The organism is Buttiauxella sp. WJP83 (assembly GCF_027594725.1).
GTDB classification, from domain to species: domain Bacteria; phylum Pseudomonadota; class Gammaproteobacteria; order Enterobacterales; family Enterobacteriaceae; genus Buttiauxella; species Buttiauxella selenatireducens.
The window spans coordinates 2,457,640-2,478,741 of the sequence record NZ_CP110080.1; the positions used below are offsets into that span (position 1 = coordinate 2,457,640).

Sequence of the window (21,102 nt, forward strand, 5' to 3'; positions counted from 1 at the left end):
TGGCAAAACTAATTATCTATATTTTTTAACGAAAGTTGAATTTTTTCATTAATAAAGTTAAGCATTTTACCAAATGTATTAAAGGGCGAATTTTGAAATGAAAGATCTTGCTCTGTTGCGAGTTTAATTTTATATCCAAACACCTTAAATAACTGTTGTTCTACATCTGAAATGATAGTCAGCAGACTCAATGAATCTAGCTGTCCCGTTGAAGAATACAGTTCCGTATCATCTCCCTCAGAAAAATCAAAAGGTTGGTCCATAAATGGCTCTTGTCGATAAATAGCAGATTTTAAAATATCGTTAAGCTCGATTTCCATAATAACCCCTAAATGTAAACTATAATTATTTCATTGATAAAAAGCATACCGATTTTTATAGGATTTTTCTTAACTCTATAAACTCACCGCTTATAATCCCCTCGCATTCTTGCTCAATGACCCTTTGATAAATTTCTGTTGCACGTTCCTCAGGGCTAACTGCGTATCCTGGCTTATTAAACCTTTCTCTTAATTTTAAATGCTCGGGAAATTCGTATAGTCGATCCTTTGTAATTATCCCTAAAGATAAATCAGTCAGAATATTACACATCCCCAATACAGCAAAAAACACATCTGGGTTTTCTTGAGCATAAACACCACACAATGCATTTAATGCAGCCTTAGATAGACTATATGACAACATACCAGCGCGATATCGTGTACCAGCAATGGAAGCTGATGCAACAACAAGTGCCGGTTTAAAACCTGATAGAAAAAGCGCGTCAAGAATTAACTTATTAGCCAGAACATTAATCATCATGGCCTGTTGTAATTGTGAAAGATCATATTCATCAGTATGCAATGGTGCATTTGAAGAAACACCAGCATTAAGATGTATAACTGACACACCCACTGTAATAACAGGTCTAAATTCTTGTTCAAATAATGCTGCGACCTGCTCAGGATCTTGCAAATCACAGGATTTGAAAATAAACCGATCATGCCCGGCAAGCTGAGTCGGTTTATGTCGTGCTGTACCGTATACTGTCCAACCTTTATCGAGATAAACACATGCCAGTGCCAGACCTAAGCCTCTGCTCACTCCAGTAATGAATACCCTCTTAAAGGCTTCCTGCTGTTTCTGGTTCTCGAGTGAACTCAAAGTACACATGACTTCCCTTAAAATTTACCGGCACTAAATCCACCATCAACGGAAAGCAATGTCCCCGTTACATAGGATGACTGTTCACTTAAAAGCCATAATATGGCGGCAGTGATCTCTTCTGGCTCAGCAAAACGTTTCATTGCGGTTGACTGAATTTTCTCTTCTGTTGATGCAGGGTTAGCACGAAGCCGCTCCTCGGTGTTCATTCCGCCTAACGTCGGGCCTGGGCAAACTGCATTGATCCTCACTACACTCTTCCCTTCAGGTGGATTGGCACTTTCAACTGCAGCAACCTGTGTCAACATATTTAATGCTGCTTTGCTGGTAGAATATGCACTCTGCCGTGGTTGTCCTAGAACTCCGCCACAAGACGATACATTCACAATTGAGCCTTTCTCACCTAGAGCCATCAGGCGAATCTGGTGTGACATCAATAACAATGGTCCAACAAGATTAACCTGTAATACACGGTTCCACTCGTTTAAATCCAGTTCTTGAACTGAGGCTCTTTTAGTGGTTATACCTGCATTATTAACAGCAAGATCTAAACGCCCGTGCTCCTTACGAATTAAATCGAAAAGCTCAATTACGGCACGTTCATTTGTGACATCAAGTTGAACATAACGTGAATTACTACCCAGTTCTTCCTGCGCATTCAATCCGTCTTCTTTATTTCTTCCCGTGATGTAACAAAAAACACCTTTTTCAATCAAGCTTTTACTTACATTAAATCCAATCCCACGGGTTCCGCCAGAAACTAATGCGACTTTTCCAGTATAAGACATTTTTATTTATCCTGATGTTTTAATTGAATATGATTAGGGCGCAAATAGCGCGGATTTACACAACAAAATACCCTCTCTGCTGATGGTTCTTTCTTATCCCACAAGCAATACGAATCCCACCGACAACGGAAAACGCCATCATAATCACCTGTCAGCTCTTTATTAACAAACTGATGATCTGCAACAATTGCTCGTCCAAACCCAATAAAATCGGCGTCTCCACTGTCAAGAATCTCATCGGCCAATTTCAAACTATCAATATTAGCAGCAAAGCCAATAGGTAAAGCGGTTCTTTGTTTAAAGAAACGCCCAGCCGAGCGAGAAATATCAATTGTGAAATTTTTATCGCTCAAGAACTTATTATAAGTCTCAGCAATTCCTGTTGCACCTATGATTGCATCAGCCCCAACTTCTTCAATGGCAATAATGACATCACTTAAAATATCGACATGAATTCCTTCTTTACCCAAACCATCATCGATTTGTAGACGCACAAATATTGCCATGTTATCACCAACAGAAATTTTAATTCTGCGAATGATTTCGATCAAAATTAGCGATCTTCTTAGCGGTGAACCGCCCCACTTATCTTTTCGCCGATTAGTTCTCGGTGAGAGAAAAGAACTCAATAGGTAGCCATTAGCTGCATGTATTTGAATTGCAGGTGCACCTATTCTTAATGCCAGACACGCAGCATTATGAAACTGATTGATATAATCTTCAATGCGCTCTTCATTCAACCATGTCACATCACCGGGAATATCGGATAGATTATAACTTAAAGAATTTTCTTCCGGCTTTACACCATAATGTTGCAATTGAACGCCTAAAATAAATCTTTTATTATTCGCACTTTCAATAACTGGCTTTAAATCATTTGCATGGGCTTCAGAAACAATTTTCATACTGCGATCAGTATATTGTGACAAAGGGTCAACTGATGCATTTCCTAAAAAACCAAAACCACATCCCCCTTCCATGAGAGAATCATAAATTGAAAAAAACTCAGGTAGAGGCCTTCCCATAGAGTCACAAAGATCAAACCCAACAGAGGAAAAATACATCCTGTTTGCTGCTAACTGATTTTTCCCAAAGGATATAGGCTGCGTCAAATTTGAATAATCAGGCATAATTTCACTCACCGATCACGTTAGTTTCAACAGAATTTTCGACGAATCCTCGCTTGATCATCTCTTTAAGACTTTCTAACTCTTCAAAGGAGACTCGCTCAAATAACCAATGGATCTCCCCATTGCTTTCACCAATCCTATAAATAGATGTGCTGAAAGATATTGAATTATCATAAACAAAAGTCACAATCGCCTTTTCTATATCTTTATTCTTTAACCTGCTAGTAACACACCCCTTGCCTGATACACTTTTCAATATCACAATATTCTGACGAAGGTCATGTGACGTAATCAAAACGGTTAGTGGCGAGTGACTTAATGGCTTAAATACATTATCAGTATTCAGCAGCACATTTCTAGCTAGCTTAAATTTACCAATCGAAATCACGGGTGCCACAGTTTTGATTCTTGCAATCAGTTTCGCCTGTTGATAGAACGAAATTGAATACGCAATTTCCTTTGGTGTTGATGATTTTGATAAAGTAAAATCATCAACAACAATTTCCACCGGATACATAAGCTCACAATAAGAGTAAAAATCAGCTTGCATTTTACTTAAACTGACAGTTACCTTCCCTAACTGATGTTGAGAGTAGGTATACAATTGATAATAAATTGCCTGTCTGGCTGCTTCCATAAACATAATGCCGGGAACATGCTCATGCTGCTTTCTGTAGAAAAAATAATGGTCTGCATTATTGACCAACTGGAAACTGGTCGAATAACGCTCAACATGGCATTCATTCAGGAAAGAAGCAACATTCTCGGCATTAATAAAATTATGATCGAGATTGTTTTTTTTACTCAGCGAATCAAGCCTCTGAAATGGAATGCCTTGGGAGATCAATTCAGCATCACCTTCAAATTCCACTTCTGATAATGACTCGTTATGATCATCAATAAAAGTATAATCACCATTTCCATTACGATGATAATATGCATTTAAAATAACACTAACATTCTGAGATATAGGGCCTTTTGGCATAATAATGGCGGGCATGATTTTTCTCGGGCTGCACAGTAATACGTCATCAGAGCTGCCTTTGTGTAATAATTTTGGCGCAATGGTGTTATTTTCCTGAATTGTCATCATATCCCCTGTTATACCGTAACGTTGACTTGGTACTGGTTCATCCAGCGATGCATCCAGAGCACCATTTCAATACTTCCTCGATTGTAAGGTTGGCTTATTTCTGATGACTCTCTTTTTAATAGGCTGATAATTTTTTCACGGTCAATCAGTTCGTAAACCGGTGAGCGGTTATTTTCAATAATCGTACCTAACTCAACTCGAAGTCCATTTTCATATGCACCATCTTGGGTGGCCGGATACGGTGTTTTGATTCGGTTAACAATCCCATCCGGTAGCAGGTGCTGTGTTGCGGCACGCAGTAAACTTTTTTCTCTGCCGTCAAAACTTTTCATTTCCCACGGTGTATTAAATACATATTCGACTAACCGATGGTCGCAGAATGGCACGCGAACCTCCAATCCAACCGCCATACTCATACGGTCATTGCGGTCAAGCAATGTGGGTAAAAATCGAGTAATGGCGAGATAAGACGTTTTCCGCATACGCCAATCTATATCGCTTTCTCCTGGCAAAGCGGGGACTTCGTTCACCGCTTCGCTATAGCGTTCAGCTCGATAATCTTCACGTTCTAATGAAGTAACAAAGTCACGTGATAGCAATTGGAGACCACCAAAATAACGTGACGATCCCGCAGTTAACCAAGGGAATGTATCTGCATCTCTGGCCGCTGGATTCCTAAACCATTGATATACACCGAAAATTTCATCAGCCCCCTCGCCTGAAAGGGCGACGCTAGAGTGGGTTTTTAGCTCGCGAAATAACAGATACAAAGATGGCCACATATCTCCCCAATAAGCAGGTGGCGCATCTACTGCACGTAAGACCTTTTGCCTGACGGATTCATTGAGCATATCTTCACTGCGTAGCAATAACTCAGTGTGTTTGGTGCCCGCGTGCTGGGCAAGCATTCGAGCAAAGGGCGCATCGGCGGCTCCTCTCACCCCATCAGCCTGAAAAGTCTCGATGTTATGACTGAAATCAACAGAGAAGGACGGTAAGTACCCTGAAGGTAAGGATTTAGCCGCCATCGCGGTGACTGCGGATGAATCAAGCCCTCCCGACAGAAGCGAACATACCGGCACATCTGACACAATTTGTCTGTTCACTGTGTCAGTAAGCAACGTTCTGACTGTGTCAATGGTCTTTTCCAGAGAGTCAACATGTTCCCTAGCTTCCAGTGCCCAGTAGGTCTCTTTTTGTAACCCATTTTTATCAAATATCAGCATCGTACCCGGACGCACTTCAAACACGCCATCATATACAGTACATTCAGGTGTTTTTAGCATATCGAGTATTTCACAAAATCCATTTCTGGAAATACTTGGTTGAACGACACCGCTAACAAACAGAGCTTTCGGCTCTGAAGCAAAAATAACACCACTCTCAGTCAATGAATAATAAATAGGCTTTACCCCCATGCGATCGCGAAACATAAAAAGCTGGTTGCGTTGACAATCCCAGATGGCTACCGCGTACATGCCATTAAGATGATGGACAATATTTTCTTGCCAGTGTAAGTAGCCTTTGAGAAGTACCTCCGTGTCACTGGCCGTATCAAAATGGTAACCTAACCCTTGTAAATCTCTTCGCAGTTCCTGAAAGTTAAACACTTGCCCATTAAATGCAATCACCGCATGGTTACCATTATAACCTCTGGCTTCCATTGGTTGAGCACCATGCTCAATATCAATGATCGCTAATCTCTGATGCCCTAAGGATGCATATTTATCATTCCAGACACCTTGACCATCTGGCCCACGATGTGCCAACGATTCCGTCATGGCTTGTACACAATACGTTCTGTCAAAATATCTATTATTAAAATCTACCCAGCCAGTAATACCACACATTTCACACCCCTAATTGTTGAAAGGTTTTAAGTTACCCAGTGTGAGAATTATCTAACACTATTGTGGGTTTAATAATTTTTGTTTTTTCCAGATTTATCAACATTGCATTCCAGGAAAGGCCAACACCAAATCCACAGATGATTATGTTTTTCCGTGAATGACTCCAGTTCTTTCGACTTAACAATAAGGGAATAGAAGTCGAATTAGTATTACCAATACCGTCAACATCTGCAGGCAGTTGTTCATCATTCAGACTCATGATGTCTCTCAGGTACCCAAGAATAAATTCATTTGGTTGATGTAAGGCGTAAAGCGCTATTTCATCTTTATTAACATTCGATTCTGATAACAGCGTATCAATAGCTTCAGGAACACGTTTTAGGGCAAAGCTCATTACAGCTGCGCCATCCATTTTTAAATAGCCAACCGTTCCGGAAGTTTCATCTTCTTTTTGATAATGCATTCCCACACCAAGGGATTTTCTGCCTTGCCCATCAGTGCCATATACAAATGTAAAGGTGTCCTCACCACTGGTGATCAATGATGCCGATGCAGCATCGCCAAACAGCATTCTGGATTGATACTCTTTGTCATCAATGACACGAGAATTAACATCACCAGTACATACCAACACATTTTTACACACACCCGCCTTGACCAATGCAGTAGCCTGAATCAGCCCATTAGCGTAACCAGAACAACCCGAATTAAGATCAAGTAAAAAACAGTTTTCGCTGAGACCTAATACCTGATGAAGAGAAAATGAGGTTCCTGGGCTCCATACATCGGGTGTTTGAGTGATAACGATCAAACCATCAATCTGATTTTTATCAAAATAAATATTGTTTAGTAAATTATTAACTGCGGCAGTCATCAAATCCGTCGTTGATATATACTTAGCAACCCTGATTGATTTTATTCCTGTTCCTCTAATAACACGTGAAACATTTTTCTCTCCATATAAAAGAGTAAAGTCAGATGCTTCCATCACCGTAGACGGTATTGCTGCTGTAATTGCTTTAATATTAATGCCAGAAATTGAATGAGTACGCATTTTATAAAACCTTATTATTCCACCAATAGCAGAACCAGATCATTCACGACTTTAATATTTTTCATATCTTCTACGGTCACCTGCTTCCCTGTTTCTTTAGTGACTAATGCGACGGCCGCGAGAATTGCAAAAGAGTCCCATTTTTCATTCTCATTTAAATTTGTATATGGATAAATATCATGAGGTTCCATATCCAATACTAATGCGAGTTGTGGCCGAATAGTTTCAATATCTTTTTTCATCTTTGTACTCTTGTGTTTTATGAGAACAAGGTGTTACCTGGAACACCCTGTTCCATAATAGTGAAGAATGAAATTTTATTTATTTTTTTCATCTAAAAATGAATTTTAATAAATAGGTTATCAACTCGTTGCGACATGTTTTGATGATTTTTTTTGTGAAATAAGACGTGCCAGTAACCCAAGAATTGCTGGGGCCAATGTGCCGTACAATGTGACCCAGCTGATACCGTTTACAAAGGCATGATGTGCTATGGCAACATTCACGCCATCCAAAAGTTCTGCATTGAAGTTGCCTGCGGCAATCGTATTGGCAACACTTGCCAGTGAATCAACGTTTACGCTATGAACCAGCTCGGCAGAGACGCCAGATAGCAACACAAACCCCATCACGGCGATATTCACTGCGAGTGAAATCATGCGGGCGCTGAATTCCATTCCCGATGCCATGCCTGCACGTTCTGGAGGCAGTGAGCCGGTCGAGGTATTGGTCACTGGTGTATTCGTCAACCCTAGACCTACTCCAGCAATCAGACATCCCGGCAGTAATGTCAACCAGCTAGCATACCCGCTGGAAATGGTTACGTGCAGTACAGCAAAGCCAATCGCGATGGTGAATAATCCAACAGGGATAATAAAACCTGGGCCACGGTTCTGTAACAGGCGCTCAGCATAAGGCGGAACAACAATCGTTGGCAGGGTATATGCCAGCACAATTAGCCCAGCCACTACGCTGCTGTAACCCAACACTGACTGTAAATAGAGCGGGAAATAGATAACGAACGGCCAGAATGAAAAATTCATGCCGCTGGCTCCCAACAATGCAACTGAAAAGTTACGAATGCGGAAAGCCTTAAAATCAAAAATTGGACGTTGGCTCTTCAGCTCAATGATGATGAACAGCAGCAGGCTTGCAATACTGATCGCAATAATTTCCTGGCCCGTACCCGATACCAGACTTATTTCATGCCCCTGTGTAATCAGATAGACAAAACCAAATACGGCTATCGGTAAGGTGATAATGCCACCAAGATCAATTTTAACTACGTGCGGATCACCCGACTCCACCACACCCATCCGGGCAGCAAAAACGGTCACCACGGCAATCACAACATGAATAAGGAACACCCAGTGCCAGCTCAACAGAGCAAGTATAACCCCACCAATGATAGGGCCAAACCCGAGTCCAAGGCCGAACATAATTCCCCACCATCCAAAGGCAACTCCTCGCTCTGGCCCGTCCCTGAACTGATGTGAAAGCACAGCGACCTGACAGGAAAGCATGGCAGCCGCACTGGCACCTTGCAGGAATCTGGCACCAATCAGCACCGATGCACTGCTTGCCATTCCGCAAATGAGAGATGCAATACCAAAAACAGTAATCCCCGCAAGGAAGATACGCTTACGGCCAAATCGGTCTGCCAGAGCGCCCATAGCAACCAGACATGAGCACATTGCCAGGGTGTAAGCATTCATAATCCATTGAAGTTGACGGAACTCTGCTGGCAACATATTTTCGAGCGTTGGTAAAATTGATGGAATACTGGTAATTTCCAGACCCAACATAATAGCGGATAAGCACACAGCACTCAGTGCTATCTTATTTTTTGATGATATGGTCGCGGCCATTTCTTTTTTGCTCCGTAGATCTAATGAGATAACATTTTTCTTATGAAAACACTTATGAAAAATGAAGTTTTCTATTTAGTTAAATGACCTAACACGGCAAGAAAATTATCACTTTTAGAACTCATCAGATATGGTAAAGTTTGGTATATCTGTGACAACAAAATGGAATAGTTGAGATGACCACGCTGGATATTGATGCCGTGCGCGCATTTGTCGTGATTGCAGAATTAAAAAGTTTCACTCGTGCGGCGAGTGAACTGGGCACAACGCAAGGAGCTTTAAGCGTTAAACTGAAGCGACTCGAGGATAAGCTTGGGCAAAAATTGATAGAGCGTACACCTCGTCAGGTGCGTCTATCTGTTTTTGGAGAAAAATTTATCTCATCCGCGCGTGATTTTCTCAGCTCTCATGAACGGGCCATATCCAGCTTAGTAACGACTGATAGCAAATTCAAATTGGGCATTTCATGCTATGTGATGGGACCCGAAGTGCCGGAAATTCTTTCACAAATGAAGTCATTAGCCCCTACGTTATTGATAGAGGTGACTGTTGACAGCTCTCACGTGTTGATGAATTCATTTAACAACGGTCAGTTGGATGCAGTGATTGTGCGTAATAATGATGACCGCCGCGAAGGGCTGGAACTGTGCCAGGAACGGTTTGGCTGGTTTGCTACCGAAAAATATACCTGTATTCCAGATCACCCCGTGCATATCGCCAACCTTTCTCCTGACTGCGGAATACGCGATTTGACTTCTCAACGTTTACGCCAGTCGGGAATTCGTTGGGAAGAAGTGTTCGTCGGGGTGGGTATAACCGCCGTCATCGCTGCACTCAGCGCAGGCATTGCGGTAGGCGTATTGCCTTATCGTATCGCGCCGGTAAACCTGGTCGAAGTGAGCACTAAACTCTCTCTGCCAGCGCTTCCCTCGCTGGCGATCGTGTTACATTCTTCACTGTCAGACCAAAAAACGCGATCCATTATTCGTACTATTCAACGTGTGTACAAAAACCATCACCAGGAAATTGCTGCTCCAGATATTAATACGAATACAAATAACAATACTTAATGGTTACGAAACTGAAAAGTCGCTTTAAAAATTTACTGACCATAAATTTTGTTACCTGGAACGACATGATGGCGCGCAATGGGGTTACTTATGGTAAAAAATGACGATTGTGGTGCGTTTTTAACCCGAAGCATGTTTTTCTGACGCACTTACCCTGAAGAACCTACCTGCCGCCATCGTTTTTTCGCTATGCCACCCAACCTTTCTGACAGCATTTCCGTTGCATGCTGGCCAGCCTGAGCACCTGCAATACGCAGCCGGTCGCCGCACAAAATACATTGATACGGATTGGTGCCCATACCTTCGACCAGTATCGAACGCATTGTCACTGGTCGTAACACTGCACTGGCGCAGATTGAGCAACTAATCCAGCATCTTGATGCTATATCGCGATTAACCGTAGAAGTTGGCGGTGGTACAGCGCAGGACTGGGCGATGAGGTCCTGGCACCGCTATGAGAGCTGTTTGACCGAAAAGGCAGTTGTGACAATGCCGGTTATCACGCGAAATATTGGCCGCTCAATATGACGTGATTTGATGCTGCAGTCCGGTATGTTATCGCTGATGGATGCCAAGGCAAGCGAGCAGTGGCAAACAAACCTGGAGGAAGGCGAACTTCCAGCAATCTGCGAAGCCAATATCCTTAGTGCCTTTGAGCAGCTACACCTGAATAAAATGGACGTCTTTGAGCGCGGGATTATTAATGTCTTCAAAGGTCTGTCATGGAATTACAAAACCAATAGCCCCTGCAGCTTTGTAAGAAAATCATTATCAACAATCTGGTGAAGCATACACGCTGGGGATTTAGTCTGAACTGGGGTTGCCGACGAGATCAACTGGCAGACCTCGAGCGGACGCTCTTTCTGCTTGATCGTAAACCGATACCTGACAACCGTGGCGATATCTCTATTCGTTTTGCATACATCACGTTTAAGCGGAGAGATCTGACAAAAGAGATGAATGATATTGTGACGAAACACTATCCGGGAATGCTTCCTGCGGTTAATTAGTTGAGCTATCCAAAACGAGAGAAACCAAGCCAAAGGTGAATGGCATACTGATAAACAGCACAAAAGAAAAAACCCAAGTCGCATAACGACCTAGGTTTCGTTTTTGGCGGAAGTGTAGACGTAAGCATCGACATCAATCGGGTAGCCATACATCTCAGTTTTACCCGTTTGCGGGTTGAAGCTCACAAGGCGAGTAAACTGCGCACTGTTTTTACTTTTACCGTCGATATCCAGCGTGCTTTGTACCGCCGCAATAATGCGCCCATCCGGCATCCGCGTAATACCTTCAAAACCACGGTTGGCCTGGCGCCATTTGAGAATGTTCGGCAATCCGCCCGCAACACCCTGCTCGCCTTGTTCTGCTTGCGGGCCGTACTTTTTGAGGATTTTCCCGTTGCTGTCGATATTTATGATGAATGGGCCGTATTCATCGCACAGCCAATAACCGCCGTTGCCGTCTGGCGTAATACCTTCAGTGTCCAGCCCGCGTTTGTCGCCTGACAATTGCTGCAAGGTATCGCTCAACGCGATTTCATTCGTCGCGCCAATCACCCCTTCAGGCAGAGGCAAACCGCTGATGGGACCGTTTTCGTCATGTAGCGCGTGGGCTTCGGTGGCCAGTGCTTTGCCATCGGCCACACGCAGGGTCATCATCAATGGGACATACTGAGGATTGGCGAAAATTTTCGACTCTTTTTTGCCTGATTTTGGCGAGTCAGCATTCGGGCCACGATCGGTCACGGTGGCGAAAACCAGCGCTTCCCCTTCTTTACCCACAAACTGTAAGCCTGATCCCACGCCAACCGGTAATCCATCCGGGAAATTCGCGGCATACGCCCCCTGATATTCAACATGGTCACCCTGTGGGAATGTGACAACGTAACGGTCAACGTGTGGCTCCGCTGCCTGACTAGCCAGAGGTAACAAAGCGGTCAGTAATAACGCAAAAGGTTTTAATTTCATGATGTTCGCATCCGTCGTTTCGGTCACCCATTTTGGTCAACAAGGTATAAAGCAGCCATATGACACAATTATGACTATTTTCTGATGTGACTATTTCCGTGACTAAACATCCCGCCCGCCTTGCCGATAACCCTTTTGTACTGGCTGAAACGAGTCAGATCTTTTTTTTAACACAAGGGTATCGTATGTCAGTCAGACGTTTTTCGATTCTGGTTTTCAGCACATTGCTGATTATTTTCCTGGTCAGCACCGCATCAAACATCTGGTCATTAACCCGCAGCAATCAATCTCTGGATAACGTAAACCGTGAGATCAACGTGGTGTTATCGGTCATCGACCCGATTAACCACAGCCGAACCATGCGTGTTCGCGCAGCAGAGGCGTTAGAGGAGCGTGAGCAAGGGTTAAACGAACAAGGACAACAGGCGCTGGACGGTGCGCAGGCTGTGCTGGGTAAGGCCAACGCTGCGTTTCAGGCTTACCTTGACGCACCAAAACAACCGGGCGAACAGGTGCTGACTGATGCTTATCAAAGTGCGTTTGTGAACTATCGTGAACAAGGTTTGCAACCTTTGCTGGATGCCGTCAAATCCAACGATGTCACGCGTGCTCGTACGCTGATGACATCCACCCTGCCACAGTTGGACCGGCAGTTTGAGATAACGCTGGATAAGCTGCTGACGTTTCGTCAGCAACACGCGCAGCAACTGAACCAGGATGCTCAAGACAGCTTCAAACAAAGCCTGATGAGCATCGCGATTTTTGCGCTGATCTTCGCCGTCATTCTTGGCGCCGTTTACTGGCTGCTGAAAAAACGGGTGCTGAACGAGCTGGATAAAGCGAAATCCCATTGCACGGAAATCGCCAACGGCTTGCTGCATACGCCGATTGTCGCCACCGCCAAAGATGAAATTGGCGCGATGATGCGCGAGCTTGAGCAGATGCGTGTTTCTCTGGCAAATATTATCGGCCAGGTGCGCGAGTCGAGCCAGACCGTGGCTTACGCTTCCGAAGAGATCGCCGCCGGGAACACCGATCTTTCCGCGCGTACAGAAGAACAGGCATCATCGTTAGGCGAAACCGCCGCCAGTATGGAACAGCTGACGGTGACGGTGAAACTGACTTCTGACCATTCTCACCAGGCTAATAAACTGGCAAGTGGCATGTTAGTTGCGGCCAATGACGGTAATGAAATTGTCAGTGAAGTTATTGATTCAATGCGTAATATTGAATCGAGCTCCAGCAAGATCGATAACATTATTAGTATCATCGAAGACATCGCTTTCCAGACCAATATTCTGGCGTTGAATGCGGCGGTAGAAGCCGCGCGTGCTGGCGAACAAGGGCGTGGATTTGCCGTCGTCGCAAGCGAGGTACGCAATCTGGCGCAACGTTCGTCGGTGGCCGCGAAAGAGATCAAAGAGTTGATTGAGCTTTCTGGCGAGCAGGTCCACATCGGCAGCAATCTGGTTAACCGCGCGGGTGAAAGCATGCAGCGTATTTCCCATGCGATAAAGCAAGTGACCAGTTTGATGGAAGAGATTGCGGTATCTACCGGTGAGCAGAGCCGTGGCATCGAGCAAATCAACCAGGCCGTGGTGCAAATGGATGTGGTGACACAGCAGAACGCCGCGTTGGTAGAACAAGCCTCCGCGGCGGCCATGTCGCTCAAAGAGCAGTCGCAGGCGCTCAATGAAACCGTGGCGGTGTTTAAGCTCGCGTAAAATCTCACACCAGGGTGGATACCGTTTACGACCATCCACCCTGGTCCGTTTTACTGTTACCAGACTTTCGCCGCAAGCTCCGTCACCAGACGCACTTTGTCCCATTGCTGTTCCGGTGTCAGGCTGTTGCCCTCTTCTGTTGAAGCAAAACCACACTGTGGGCTCAGGCAGATTTGGTTGATGTCGACAAATTTCGCGGCCTCCTGAATGCGCGACTGAATCAACTGCGGATTTTCCAGCTCGCCATTTTTAGTGGTGATGAGGCCTAAAACCACCTGCTGATGGCCCGGACGCACAAAACGCAGGGGGGCAAAATCACCGGAGCGATCGTTGTCATATTCCAGGAAAAAGGCATCGACGTTGACTGTACCAAACAGCACTTCAGCCACCGGCTCATATCCCCCTTCTGAAATCCACGTCGAGCGGAAATTGCCGCGGCAAACATGCAGGCCGATGATTAAATCATCCGGCTTGCCTTCCAGCGCTTTATTCAGCACCTGCGCATAGATTTGTGCGAGTTGGTCCGGGTCATCCCCGCGCTCGCGGATCTCTTTACGCTGGGCGTCCGAACATAAATAGGCCCACACGGTGTCATCAAGTTGCAGATAACGGCAGCCCGCTGCGTAAAACGCCTGAATCGCATCGCGCCAGGTGGTGGCAAGATCGTCAAAATAGGCGTTTAAATCAGGATACACGGTACTGTTGATCGCATTACGGCCACCACGGAAGTGCAACACACTCGGGCTGGGAATCGTCATTTTCGGCACGGCGTTGCCGCTGATGCTTTTCAGGTAGCGGAAATCGTCCAGCATAGGGTGTGCACCAAAACCCAGTTTGCCAACCACTCGTACGCTATGCGCTTTGGTCTGCACACCGTTGAATTGAATACCCTGTTCTGATTCGTAGCGTTCCACACCTTGCAGACCATCAAAAAAGTCAAAATGCCACCAGGCACGGCGGAACTCGCCATCCGTCACGACGTGCAGGCCGCAAGCGCATTGTTGTTCAACCGATGCGCGGATGGCGTCATCTTCCACTTTTCGCAACTGAACGGCGTCTATTTCACCCGTGGCAAATGCCTGGCGGGCATTTTTAATGGTGGCAGGTCGTAAAAAACTACCGACGATGTCGGCACGAAATGGTGCGCGATGGGATAAAGACTGTGGCATGTGATTTCTCCGCTGACCCGGCTAACTGATTTAGCAAGGTGATAATTCATTATTTGAATATATAGCCATCTGGATGGCTATTACATGAAATGGAGAATGGCAGATGCAGAGTATGTGGGCAAACGACGTTCTTTCATGACGATTGAAAATAATTCATGTTGTTAAGGCAATGTGAAGTGTAAGTTGATCTACATCACAGTTTGCCGTTAAATATGCTGTCCTGTTTTTGAGCCTCCCAATTATGATTGTTCGTCCGCAGCAACACTGGTTAATCCGCTTATTTGTCTGGCATGGTTCGGTTCTACAAAAAATCTATTCACGCCTGCTGTTGAATGTCGCGCTCTCGATTAGCGTGATTTTCTTTCTACCGTGGTATGAAACGCTCGGCATAAAACTCACCATCGCGCCCTTCAGTATTCTGGGTGTCGCGATCGCGATATTTTTGGGTTTCAGAAATAGCGTCTGCTACGCCCGTTTTAACGAGGCCCGAACGTTGTGGGGCCAACTAGCGATCACTCAGCGTTCATTATTACGCGAGACAAAAAGCCTGCTGGGTAGTAATGAAAGCCAGATAACGGCGTTTGTGAATTTGCAGATTGCGTTTTGCCATGCGCTACGGCTGACATTACGTAAGCGCCCGGTAGACGAAACGCTGAAGAAATACCTGTCCAGCGATGACTTACAATGGGTGTTACAAAGCCATGGCCCTTGCAATCGCATATTGCTGCTGATGGGTGACTGGTTAGCCGATAAGCGCAAACAAGGCCTGATTTCCGACGTCGTATGGAGCAGCCTGAATCACCATCTTAACGATCTTTCGACGGTTGCCGGAGGCTGTGAGCGCATTGCCGGTACGCCAATACCGTTTGCCTACACGCTGATTTTGCATCGCACTGTTTATCTGTTTTGTATCATGCTGCCGTTTGCGCTGGTGACCGACCTGCACTACATGACGCCGTTCTTGTCGGTGTTTATTTCGTATACCTTTATTTCGCTCGACACACTGGCAGAAGAGCTGGAAGAGCCGTTTGGCACGGAAGACAATGACCTGCCGCTGGATGCCATTTGCAACACCATCGAGCGGGATCTACACGATATGGATGAGAGCGAACAACTACCCGAGAAATTGCGCCCTAACCGCCATTATAAACTCAGTTAACGGGCGCAGTTTCATTGTGCGTGTACCCTAAATAATTCGAGTTGCAGGAAGGCGGCAAGTTTGTGAGTCCCCGGGAGCTTACTAAAGTAAGTGACTGGGGCGAGTAAACGCAGCCAACGCACATGCAGCTTGAAGTATGACGGGTTAGAAGATCGGGCCGACAAAATCACGCTTACCTAACGGCACGCCTGCCTGACGCAGAATGTCGTAAGCCGTGGTGAAGTGGAAATAGAAGTTCGGCGTAGCAAATTTATACACATAGTTGCGGGCGGTGAAACGCAGTTCATGCTCGCGTGCCATCACCACGATTGGGCGCTCGTCGTCGCCATCGAGTTGCGCATCGGTAATACCTTTCATGAACTCAACCGTTGCGGCAATACGTGCCTGAAGCTGCGCGATCGTCGTTTCAGTATCTTCCATTACTGGCGCTTCAATGTCAGCCAGGCGTGCAACGGCACGTTTCGCCATATCCGTGGTGATTTGTACCTGACGCACCAACGGGTACATGTCTGGCGCAAGTGCTGCCTGCAACAGGCTTTCTTCAGATTTGTTGTTCTCTTTCGCCCAAACAGCCGCTTTTTCAAGAATGGCGGACAGGTTGCTCAAACCGAGGATGAACTGCGCATTGGTTTCGCTATAAATCGACATTGTTACTTCCTTTAATCATCACAAAAGTGAAGCCCAGATTACACTCAGTTAGCGTCCTGCGGGTAGCAGATTCACCACTCAGGCAAAGCTAAATCCCTCATCAGCCCAACCCGTCATTCCGCCAATCATTATTTTCACCGGACGCCCCAAACGCGCCAGTTTTAACGCCGCGCGGTCGGCACCGTTGCAATGTGGCCCGGCGCAATACACGACAAATAACGTATCCGCAGGCCATTCACTCATGCGCTCAGCAGAAATATCCCGATGGCGTAAATGCAGCGCCCCGGGAATATGGCGACGGGCAAAAGCCTCGGGTGTTCCCACGACATGCAGCAGGACAAAATCCATGTCTTCTTCTTTCATCGCGCTGTGAACATCATCGCAATCTGTTTCGAGGCACAGACGCTGGAAGAAATGAGCGGCGGCGATTTCAGGACTTGCAGCGGGAAAATCAGTAACGTAACTCATATTGACTCCTCATGATGTTGAACAATCAATATAGGCCGAATCTATCAGCGATATCTATGGTTAACGGGGAGTCATTTACTTCAGGTAACGAAAAAATGATTACCTCACGCTAAACAACGTGATAGAGATAACGGCATTATTTTGAAGTTGAGCAGATGAATTTATCTGGAGTTGAAATGCGTAAATTGAATGTGTTGTTTTTTTCCGCGGCCCTGATGGCCGGTACTTTACCAATGGCGTTCACAGCTAACGCCGAAAATGCGCCAGGCGCATCCCCTGCTGGGCAAACTTCTTCTTTTGAAATCACAGAGTTCCATGCAGATTACAAGCCATTCAAAATTGGCGACATCGTGCCGGATTTGTATCGCACCAAACCTTATCAGATTGATGCCTGGCAAATCAGACACCTGCCAGCGCCAGAGGCCGGGAGCCACTGGACATATATGGGCGGGAACTATGTGTTGATTACTGATGCAGAAGGGAAAATTTTACGCGCCATGAATGGCGATATTTTCTACGGGCACTAATTTTTTAGAAACACTAAAAGAAAAAACCCTGACGCAACGCCAGGGTTTATTTCTCACTCACTCAAGTCACATCAGAACCAGCAGGTCGTGCCGTTATCCGCCTGACTTCCCCCTGTTGAAGCACAAGATGGCAGACGTTTACCGTCATGGGTAATCATTGGCGTTTTGCTCTTATGGGCCACAGTATGTTTTTGATTCTGCGCTTTGGATTTGTTGATATTGCAGCTGCCATCAGCCTCGGAAACTTGCGTACAACCGGAGTGCTCAAGCTTGGCGCGGTAAGACGCAGAAATGGCGAATGCCGGAGAAACCGTTCCTGCGACCAGCGCGGTGCTTAACAGTGCAAGGATAATCTTTTTCATCATTAACTCTCATTTCTAAATTTTATGCGTAAAACACTGCCCTGTTTTACATTGTGTTTGCTGTATCCTTGCAGGCCCTCATCCTCAGAATTCTGTCTTGCACAAGGCAAGTCCATTGGGCAGGCCGCGATTCTGTCTACTTACATTCACAGCGTAAATGATCAAGATGGGAAGTATTGCGTTGAATCAACCCTGATTGAAACATCGTGGTCGCCAGGAGTTGTCTGATTGAATAATGACGGTGGGTTGCAAATACGCAGAAGAGAGGAACGAAAAACCCAGCACCCATGGATGCCGGGCCAGATTTATTACGCGATACGCATCGCTTTAATCTTCGAGTAACCGTACTCGAAAATCATGTCAGTGGTGCACATAAAGACAATCACATCACCCGACCCGCACTCTTCCAGCGTTTCGTTTAATTCCGCATCAAACTCTTTCGACAGTTGCGGCATCAACATCTGCATGTCGCCTGGATAATCTTCATCTTCGTCTGCTGGCATATCTTCAATTTTTGAACCGCGCACCACATAAACCAACACGTTTTTGTCGTTGAATACGATTGGTGCACGCAGATACTTGCCCGTAGGATGCTTAGCCATTTTGTTACCCTTTTGCTTGATGCTGGAAATTTGGCGCTATCCTCGCAAAAGATGATGCGAAAAGACAGCCTCAGTGTGATGACAAGCCGTCGTTACCCACTAAGCTTGTCGGATATCAAAACTGAAACTGAGGTTAGTATGAATCAGAAAATGGCTGCAAAATGTCACTGTGGTGCCGTCGCCTTTACCGTAGAACTCACCGATGGATTTAATACCATTCGTCGCTGTAACTGCTCGTTTTGCCGCATGCGCGGTGCGATCGCCGTCTCAGCTCCGCTTTCTGGTATCGACGTTATCAAAGGCAAAGATAAACTGACTGAATACCGCTTTAACACTGGCGAAGCCGTGCATTTTTTCTGTTCCGTATGCGGGATTTACACCTTCCACCAACGTCGCTCCAACCCCGAACAATATGGCGTTAACGTTGCCTGCATCGAAGGGGTTTCTCCGTTTGATTTCCCTAAGGTCACCGTTATGGAGGGTGCTCATCATCCGAAAGATGGCGGGGGTGGCGTGGCGGGGTATTTGACCTATACAGCAACACCATAAATCGGGTGAGGATACCCATCGGTATCCTCATTAATGACTAACGCCCTTCCCCAATTCGCCAAATTTTCTCCGCGTAGCGACCGACCAGCGCCAGCGAGATGGCAAGCAGCAGGAAGAAAATCACTTTGTTGGTGCTGTCCCAGAACAGTTCGAAATAACGCGTGTAGAGATTAATGCCGAGAAACGTTAATCCGAACCCACGCAGCATGCCATCGTCGGTTTTCAGGCTTATCCAGATGCATGCCCCAGCCGCCAGTGCAAACAGCAAAGACCAGTGCAGTAGTTCAATTTGGCGTACGCTCTGCCAGATATCGACATCGTAATTGCCGAATATCGACAAAATCCAAAGCGCGATAAACAGATACAGCAGCCCCATCGCTTTGCTGACGTTAAATAAATTGCGCTGCTGTAATGGCGTTTTAAGTAAGTAACAGGCCGCCAGCAGCACTGCTCCGAATAACACAAACCGAATTGGGTAATTCATGCCGAGCCAATATGCCCCCCATCCGGAAGCATAGCCCGTTGAGGTGCCGAAGAAGCTGCCTAATGCCAGCAGACAAAAAAGCCAGATAAGCCCCGAACGCGCCAGGTAGCCCATCACGCCATAAATCGCACAGCCAAGTAAAAATAGCGGAGCGACATTCCCGCTGCCGTTTTCCAGCGCCATGCCGACCTGCGATAAACTGAGCGCGGTGAATAACACGCCGAGGAACACAATCGCTTCATTGCTGTAGCGTTTTCCTGGCGTACGTTTTTGGCGATGAAAACCCCACACGTAAAAAGCCATGGAGATTATCGCCAGAATAATGGCGCGGGTGACGTAGCCAAAATCAAACAGTAACGCTAATAGATACTCATCGGCGACCAGACTTCCGATGGCGATAATCACGCAAGCCAGCGCAATCCAGAAGGCGTAGCGGCTCATCCGTTGCCAGTCAAAAAGTTGCACCGAGAGATGTTGTTGCAGCCGCTGTTGTTCAGCCGCGTCGATGACCCCTTCTTGACGCCATCCTTCCAGGGTGCGCTGGACGATCTTTTCCTGTTTGCGTGTTACTTTCATAAGGTTTTCCTGACCTGAATCCTGGCGTCACGTTACAACATTTTGTCGTAACCTAAGACAGGACACATTCTGATTAGTGAATTTTAGCCGAGGATAAACCGATGCAGGACTGGAACCCCGCACTCTATTTGCAGTTTGAAGCTGAACGCACCCGCCCGGCCGCTGAATTAGCCGCACGTATCCAGCACCCTGGAGCGCAACATGTTTCTGATTTGGGTTGTGGCCCCGGTAACAGCACCGCACTGTTGCGCAAAGCGTTCCCGCAAGCGACGGTCACGGGCGTTGATAACTCCCCGGCGATGCTGAAAAAAGCGCGAACCGCTTTGCCTGATTGCCAGTTTGAGAACGCGGATGTGGCGCTATGGCAGCCTGAGGTGAAGCAAGATGTCATTTATGCTAATGCGTCTTTGCAATGGCTGGGCGACCATGCAACGCTGTTTCCACATCTTGCCGCACAACTAGCCGACAATGGCGTTTTAGCGGTACAAATGCCGGATAACTGGCAAGAGCCGACACACACTCTGATGCGCCAGGTGGCAGCTGAGTTGGGGCACCCGGATTCAGGGCGCGAAGCATTACTGAACGCACAAGAGTATTACGATGCGCTGGCACAATCAGGCTGCACGGTGGATATCTGGCGTACCACCTACTTCCACGTGATGCCGTCTGCGCGAGCGATTATTGACTGGCTCAGTTCTACCGGTTTGCGCCCGTATCTCGCAAACCTTGATAACATTCAACAGCAGGCGTTTCTTGAGCGCTATCACGCACTTTTACAGAAAGCCTATCCGCAACAATCCGATGGCAATGTGCTGATGTTGTTCCCACGCCTGTTTATGGTGGCGCGGAAAACATCAGCCTGAAG

At 46.1% G+C, this 21,102-nt stretch carries 21 protein-coding genes and 3 pseudogenes; 7 read left to right on the top strand and 17 right to left on the bottom strand.

What is annotated here, in order from left to right:
* Positions 1–8 precede the first annotated feature (8 nt).
* From OH773_RS11365 to OH773_RS11405, 9 genes are all read right to left on the bottom strand, one after another.
* The gene (locus OH773_RS11365) at positions 9–320 is read right to left on the bottom strand and encodes a hypothetical protein (RefSeq protein ID WP_270138694.1); all 312 of its coding nucleotides are present in this window, start codon (positions 318–320) and stop codon (positions 9–11) included.
* Positions 321–375: 55 nt separating this feature from the next.
* Positions 376–1,152 (bottom strand): SDR family NAD(P)-dependent oxidoreductase, encoded by a 777-nt coding sequence (locus OH773_RS11370; RefSeq protein WP_270138696.1) that lies wholly within the window; start codon positions 1,150–1,152, stop codon positions 376–378.
* A gap of 8 nt (positions 1,153–1,160) precedes the next feature.
* On the bottom strand, positions 1,161–1,931 hold the full coding sequence (locus OH773_RS11375; RefSeq protein WP_270138699.1) for an SDR family NAD(P)-dependent oxidoreductase: 771 nt from the start codon (positions 1,929–1,931) through the stop codon (positions 1,161–1,163).
* Positions 1,932–1,933: 2 nt separating this feature from the next.
* Positions 1,934–3,061: an oxidoreductase gene (locus OH773_RS11380; protein ID WP_270138701.1), complete on the bottom strand. Its 1,128-nt coding sequence runs from the start codon at positions 3,059–3,061 to the stop codon at positions 1,934–1,936.
* Positions 3,062–3,065: 4 nt separating this feature from the next.
* The gene (locus OH773_RS11385; protein WP_270138703.1) at positions 3,066–4,151 is read right to left on the bottom strand and encodes an AfsA-related hotdog domain-containing protein; all 1,086 of its coding nucleotides are present in this window, start codon (positions 4,149–4,151) and stop codon (positions 3,066–3,068) included.
* Positions 4,152–4,162: 11 nt separating this feature from the next.
* Positions 4,163–6,004: an asparagine synthase (glutamine-hydrolyzing) gene (gene asnB, locus OH773_RS11390; protein WP_270138705.1), complete on the bottom strand. Its 1,842-nt coding sequence runs from the start codon at positions 6,002–6,004 to the stop codon at positions 4,163–4,165.
* A gap of 31 nt (positions 6,005–6,035) precedes the next feature.
* On the bottom strand, positions 6,036–7,058 hold the full coding sequence (locus OH773_RS11395; RefSeq protein ID WP_270138708.1) for a 3-oxoacyl-ACP synthase III family protein: 1,023 nt from the start codon (positions 7,056–7,058) through the stop codon (positions 6,036–6,038).
* A 14-nt stretch (positions 7,059–7,072) separates the two neighbouring features.
* A complete protein-coding gene (locus OH773_RS11400; RefSeq protein WP_270138710.1) occupies positions 7,073–7,300 on the bottom strand; it encodes a hypothetical protein in 228 nt (75 codons plus the stop codon).
* A gap of 120 nt (positions 7,301–7,420) precedes the next feature.
* The gene (locus tag OH773_RS11405; protein WP_270138712.1) at positions 7,421–8,926 is read right to left on the bottom strand and encodes an MFS transporter; all 1,506 of its coding nucleotides are present in this window, start codon (positions 8,924–8,926) and stop codon (positions 7,421–7,423) included.
* Positions 8,927–9,102: 176 nt separating this feature from the next.
* Between OH773_RS11405 and OH773_RS11410 the strand changes: the two genes are divergently transcribed.
* Positions 9,103–9,996 (top strand): LysR family transcriptional regulator, encoded by an 894-nt coding sequence (locus OH773_RS11410; protein ID WP_270138714.1) that lies wholly within the window; start codon positions 9,103–9,105, stop codon positions 9,994–9,996.
* 149 nt (positions 9,997–10,145) lie between these two features.
* On the opposite strand, the pseudogene OH773_RS11415 reads toward OH773_RS11410, so the two are convergent.
* Positions 10,146–10,298 (bottom strand): annotated as a pseudogene (locus tag OH773_RS11415) (IS91 family transposase); the annotation flags it as partial.
* Here OH773_RS11415 and OH773_RS11420 point away from each other — a divergent pair.
* Positions 10,285–11,006, top strand: a pseudogene (locus OH773_RS11420) (DUF4942 domain-containing protein). The pseudogenes OH773_RS11415 and OH773_RS11420 overlap by 14 nt on opposite strands.
* Positions 11,007–11,126: 120 nt before the next feature.
* On the opposite strand, the pseudogene OH773_RS11425 reads toward OH773_RS11420, so the two are convergent.
* Positions 11,127–11,969 (bottom strand): annotated as a pseudogene (locus tag OH773_RS11425) (esterase-like activity of phytase family protein); the annotation flags it as partial.
* A gap of 185 nt (positions 11,970–12,154) precedes the next feature.
* Between OH773_RS11425 and OH773_RS11430 the strand changes: the two are divergent.
* The gene (locus tag OH773_RS11430; RefSeq protein ID WP_270138716.1) at positions 12,155–13,693 is read left to right on the top strand and encodes a methyl-accepting chemotaxis protein; all 1,539 of its coding nucleotides are present in this window, start codon (positions 12,155–12,157) and stop codon (positions 13,691–13,693) included.
* A gap of 56 nt (positions 13,694–13,749) precedes the next feature.
* On the opposite strand, the gene OH773_RS11435 is transcribed toward OH773_RS11430, so the two are convergent.
* Positions 13,750–14,862 (bottom strand): cobalamin-independent methionine synthase II family protein, encoded by a 1,113-nt coding sequence (locus tag OH773_RS11435; protein ID WP_270138718.1) that lies wholly within the window; start codon positions 14,860–14,862, stop codon positions 13,750–13,752.
* Between the two features lie 241 nt (positions 14,863–15,103).
* On the opposite strand from OH773_RS11435, the gene OH773_RS11440 reads away from it, so the two are divergent.
* A complete protein-coding gene (locus OH773_RS11440) occupies positions 15,104–16,021 on the top strand; it encodes a bestrophin family protein (protein ID WP_270138720.1) in 918 nt (305 codons plus the stop codon).
* 144 nt (positions 16,022–16,165) lie between these two features.
* Here the strand turns inward: OH773_RS11440 and OH773_RS11445 are convergent, their stop codons facing one another.
* Both OH773_RS11445 and OH773_RS11450 read right to left on the bottom strand, forming a co-directional pair.
* The gene (locus tag OH773_RS11445) at positions 16,166–16,669 is read right to left on the bottom strand and encodes a DUF1993 domain-containing protein (protein WP_270138722.1); all 504 of its coding nucleotides are present in this window, start codon (positions 16,667–16,669) and stop codon (positions 16,166–16,168) included.
* A gap of 78 nt (positions 16,670–16,747) precedes the next feature.
* Positions 16,748–17,137, bottom strand: coding sequence for a rhodanese-like domain-containing protein (locus tag OH773_RS11450; protein WP_270138724.1), 390 nt, complete (start codon positions 17,135–17,137; stop codon positions 16,748–16,750).
* A gap of 176 nt (positions 17,138–17,313) precedes the next feature.
* Here OH773_RS11450 and OH773_RS11455 point away from each other — a divergent pair, with 176 nt between their 5' ends.
* Entirely contained in the window at positions 17,314–17,664 is a 351-nt protein-coding gene (locus OH773_RS11455; protein ID WP_183271509.1) for an RcnB family protein, read from the top strand.
* A gap of 71 nt (positions 17,665–17,735) precedes the next feature.
* Here the strand turns inward: OH773_RS11455 and OH773_RS11460 are convergent, their stop codons facing one another.
* Positions 17,736–18,029 (bottom strand): hypothetical protein, encoded by a 294-nt coding sequence (locus OH773_RS11460; RefSeq protein WP_270138726.1) that lies wholly within the window; start codon positions 18,027–18,029, stop codon positions 17,736–17,738.
* Positions 18,030–18,334: 305 nt separating this feature from the next.
* Positions 18,335–18,628, bottom strand: a complete 294-nt coding sequence (locus OH773_RS11465) for a hypothetical protein (RefSeq protein WP_270138728.1) — start codon at positions 18,626–18,628, stop codon at positions 18,335–18,337.
* A gap of 138 nt (positions 18,629–18,766) precedes the next feature.
* Here OH773_RS11465 and OH773_RS11470 point away from each other — a divergent pair, with 138 nt between their 5' ends.
* A complete protein-coding gene (locus OH773_RS11470) occupies positions 18,767–19,177 on the top strand; it encodes a GFA family protein (RefSeq protein ID WP_270138730.1) in 411 nt (136 codons plus the stop codon).
* A gap of 37 nt (positions 19,178–19,214) precedes the next feature.
* Here OH773_RS11470 and OH773_RS11475 read toward each other — a convergent pair whose 3' ends face one another.
* Positions 19,215–20,237, bottom strand: coding sequence for a DUF2157 domain-containing protein (locus tag OH773_RS11475; protein WP_270138732.1), 1,023 nt, complete (start codon positions 20,235–20,237; stop codon positions 19,215–19,217).
* Between the two features lie 101 nt (positions 20,238–20,338).
* Between OH773_RS11475 and tam the strand changes: the two genes are divergently transcribed.
* On the top strand, positions 20,339–21,100 hold the full coding sequence (gene tam / locus OH773_RS11480) for a trans-aconitate 2-methyltransferase (protein ID WP_270138735.1): 762 nt from the start codon (positions 20,339–20,341) through the stop codon (positions 21,098–21,100).
* Positions 21,101–21,102 lie beyond the last annotated feature (2 nt).

Excerpts from the sequence above, each read along its gene's own strand:
- OH773_RS11365 (WP_270138694.1), bottom strand. The coding sequence starts at position 320 with ATGGAAATCGAGCTTAACGATATTTTAAAATCTGCTATTTATCGACAA.
- OH773_RS11370 (WP_270138696.1), bottom strand. The coding sequence starts at position 1,152 with ATGTGTACTTTGAGTTCACTCGAGAACCAGAAACAGCAGGAAGCCTTT.
- OH773_RS11375 (WP_270138699.1), bottom strand. The coding sequence starts at position 1,931 with ATGTCTTATACTGGAAAAGTCGCATTAGTTTCTGGCGGAACCCGTGGG.
- OH773_RS11380 (WP_270138701.1), bottom strand. The coding sequence starts at position 3,061 with ATGCCTGATTATTCAAATTTGACGCAGCCTATATCCTTTGGGAAAAAT.
- OH773_RS11385 (WP_270138703.1), bottom strand. The coding sequence starts at position 4,151 with ATGACAATTCAGGAAAATAACACCATTGCGCCAAAATTATTACACAAA.
- asnB (WP_270138705.1), bottom strand. The coding sequence starts at position 6,004 with ATGTGTGGTATTACTGGCTGGGTAGATTTTAATAATAGATATTTTGAC.
- OH773_RS11395 (WP_270138708.1), bottom strand. The coding sequence starts at position 7,058 with ATGCGTACTCATTCAATTTCTGGCATTAATATTAAAGCAATTACAGCA.
- OH773_RS11400 (WP_270138710.1), bottom strand. The coding sequence starts at position 7,300 with ATGAAAAAAGATATTGAAACTATTCGGCCACAACTCGCATTAGTATTG.
- OH773_RS11405 (WP_270138712.1), bottom strand. The coding sequence starts at position 8,926 with ATGGCCGCGACCATATCATCAAAAAATAAGATAGCACTGAGTGCTGTG.
- OH773_RS11410 (WP_270138714.1), top strand. The coding sequence starts at position 9,103 with ATGACCACGCTGGATATTGATGCCGTGCGCGCATTTGTCGTGATTGCA.
- OH773_RS11430 (WP_270138716.1), top strand. The coding sequence starts at position 12,155 with ATGTCAGTCAGACGTTTTTCGATTCTGGTTTTCAGCACATTGCTGATT.
- OH773_RS11435 (WP_270138718.1), bottom strand. The coding sequence starts at position 14,862 with ATGCCACAGTCTTTATCCCATCGCGCACCATTTCGTGCCGACATCGTC.
- OH773_RS11440 (WP_270138720.1), top strand. The coding sequence starts at position 15,104 with ATGATTGTTCGTCCGCAGCAACACTGGTTAATCCGCTTATTTGTCTGG.
- OH773_RS11445 (WP_270138722.1), bottom strand. The coding sequence starts at position 16,669 with ATGTCGATTTATAGCGAAACCAATGCGCAGTTCATCCTCGGTTTGAGC.
- OH773_RS11450 (WP_270138724.1), bottom strand. The coding sequence starts at position 17,137 with ATGAGTTACGTTACTGATTTTCCCGCTGCAAGTCCTGAAATCGCCGCC.
- OH773_RS11455 (WP_183271509.1), top strand. The coding sequence starts at position 17,314 with ATGCGTAAATTGAATGTGTTGTTTTTTTCCGCGGCCCTGATGGCCGGT.
- OH773_RS11460 (WP_270138726.1), bottom strand. The coding sequence starts at position 18,029 with ATGATGAAAAAGATTATCCTTGCACTGTTAAGCACCGCGCTGGTCGCA.
- OH773_RS11465 (WP_270138728.1), bottom strand. The coding sequence starts at position 18,628 with ATGGCTAAGCATCCTACGGGCAAGTATCTGCGTGCACCAATCGTATTC.
- OH773_RS11470 (WP_270138730.1), top strand. The coding sequence starts at position 18,767 with ATGAATCAGAAAATGGCTGCAAAATGTCACTGTGGTGCCGTCGCCTTT.
- OH773_RS11475 (WP_270138732.1), bottom strand. The coding sequence starts at position 20,237 with ATGAAAGTAACACGCAAACAGGAAAAGATCGTCCAGCGCACCCTGGAA.
- tam (WP_270138735.1), top strand. The coding sequence starts at position 20,339 with ATGCAGGACTGGAACCCCGCACTCTATTTGCAGTTTGAAGCTGAACGC.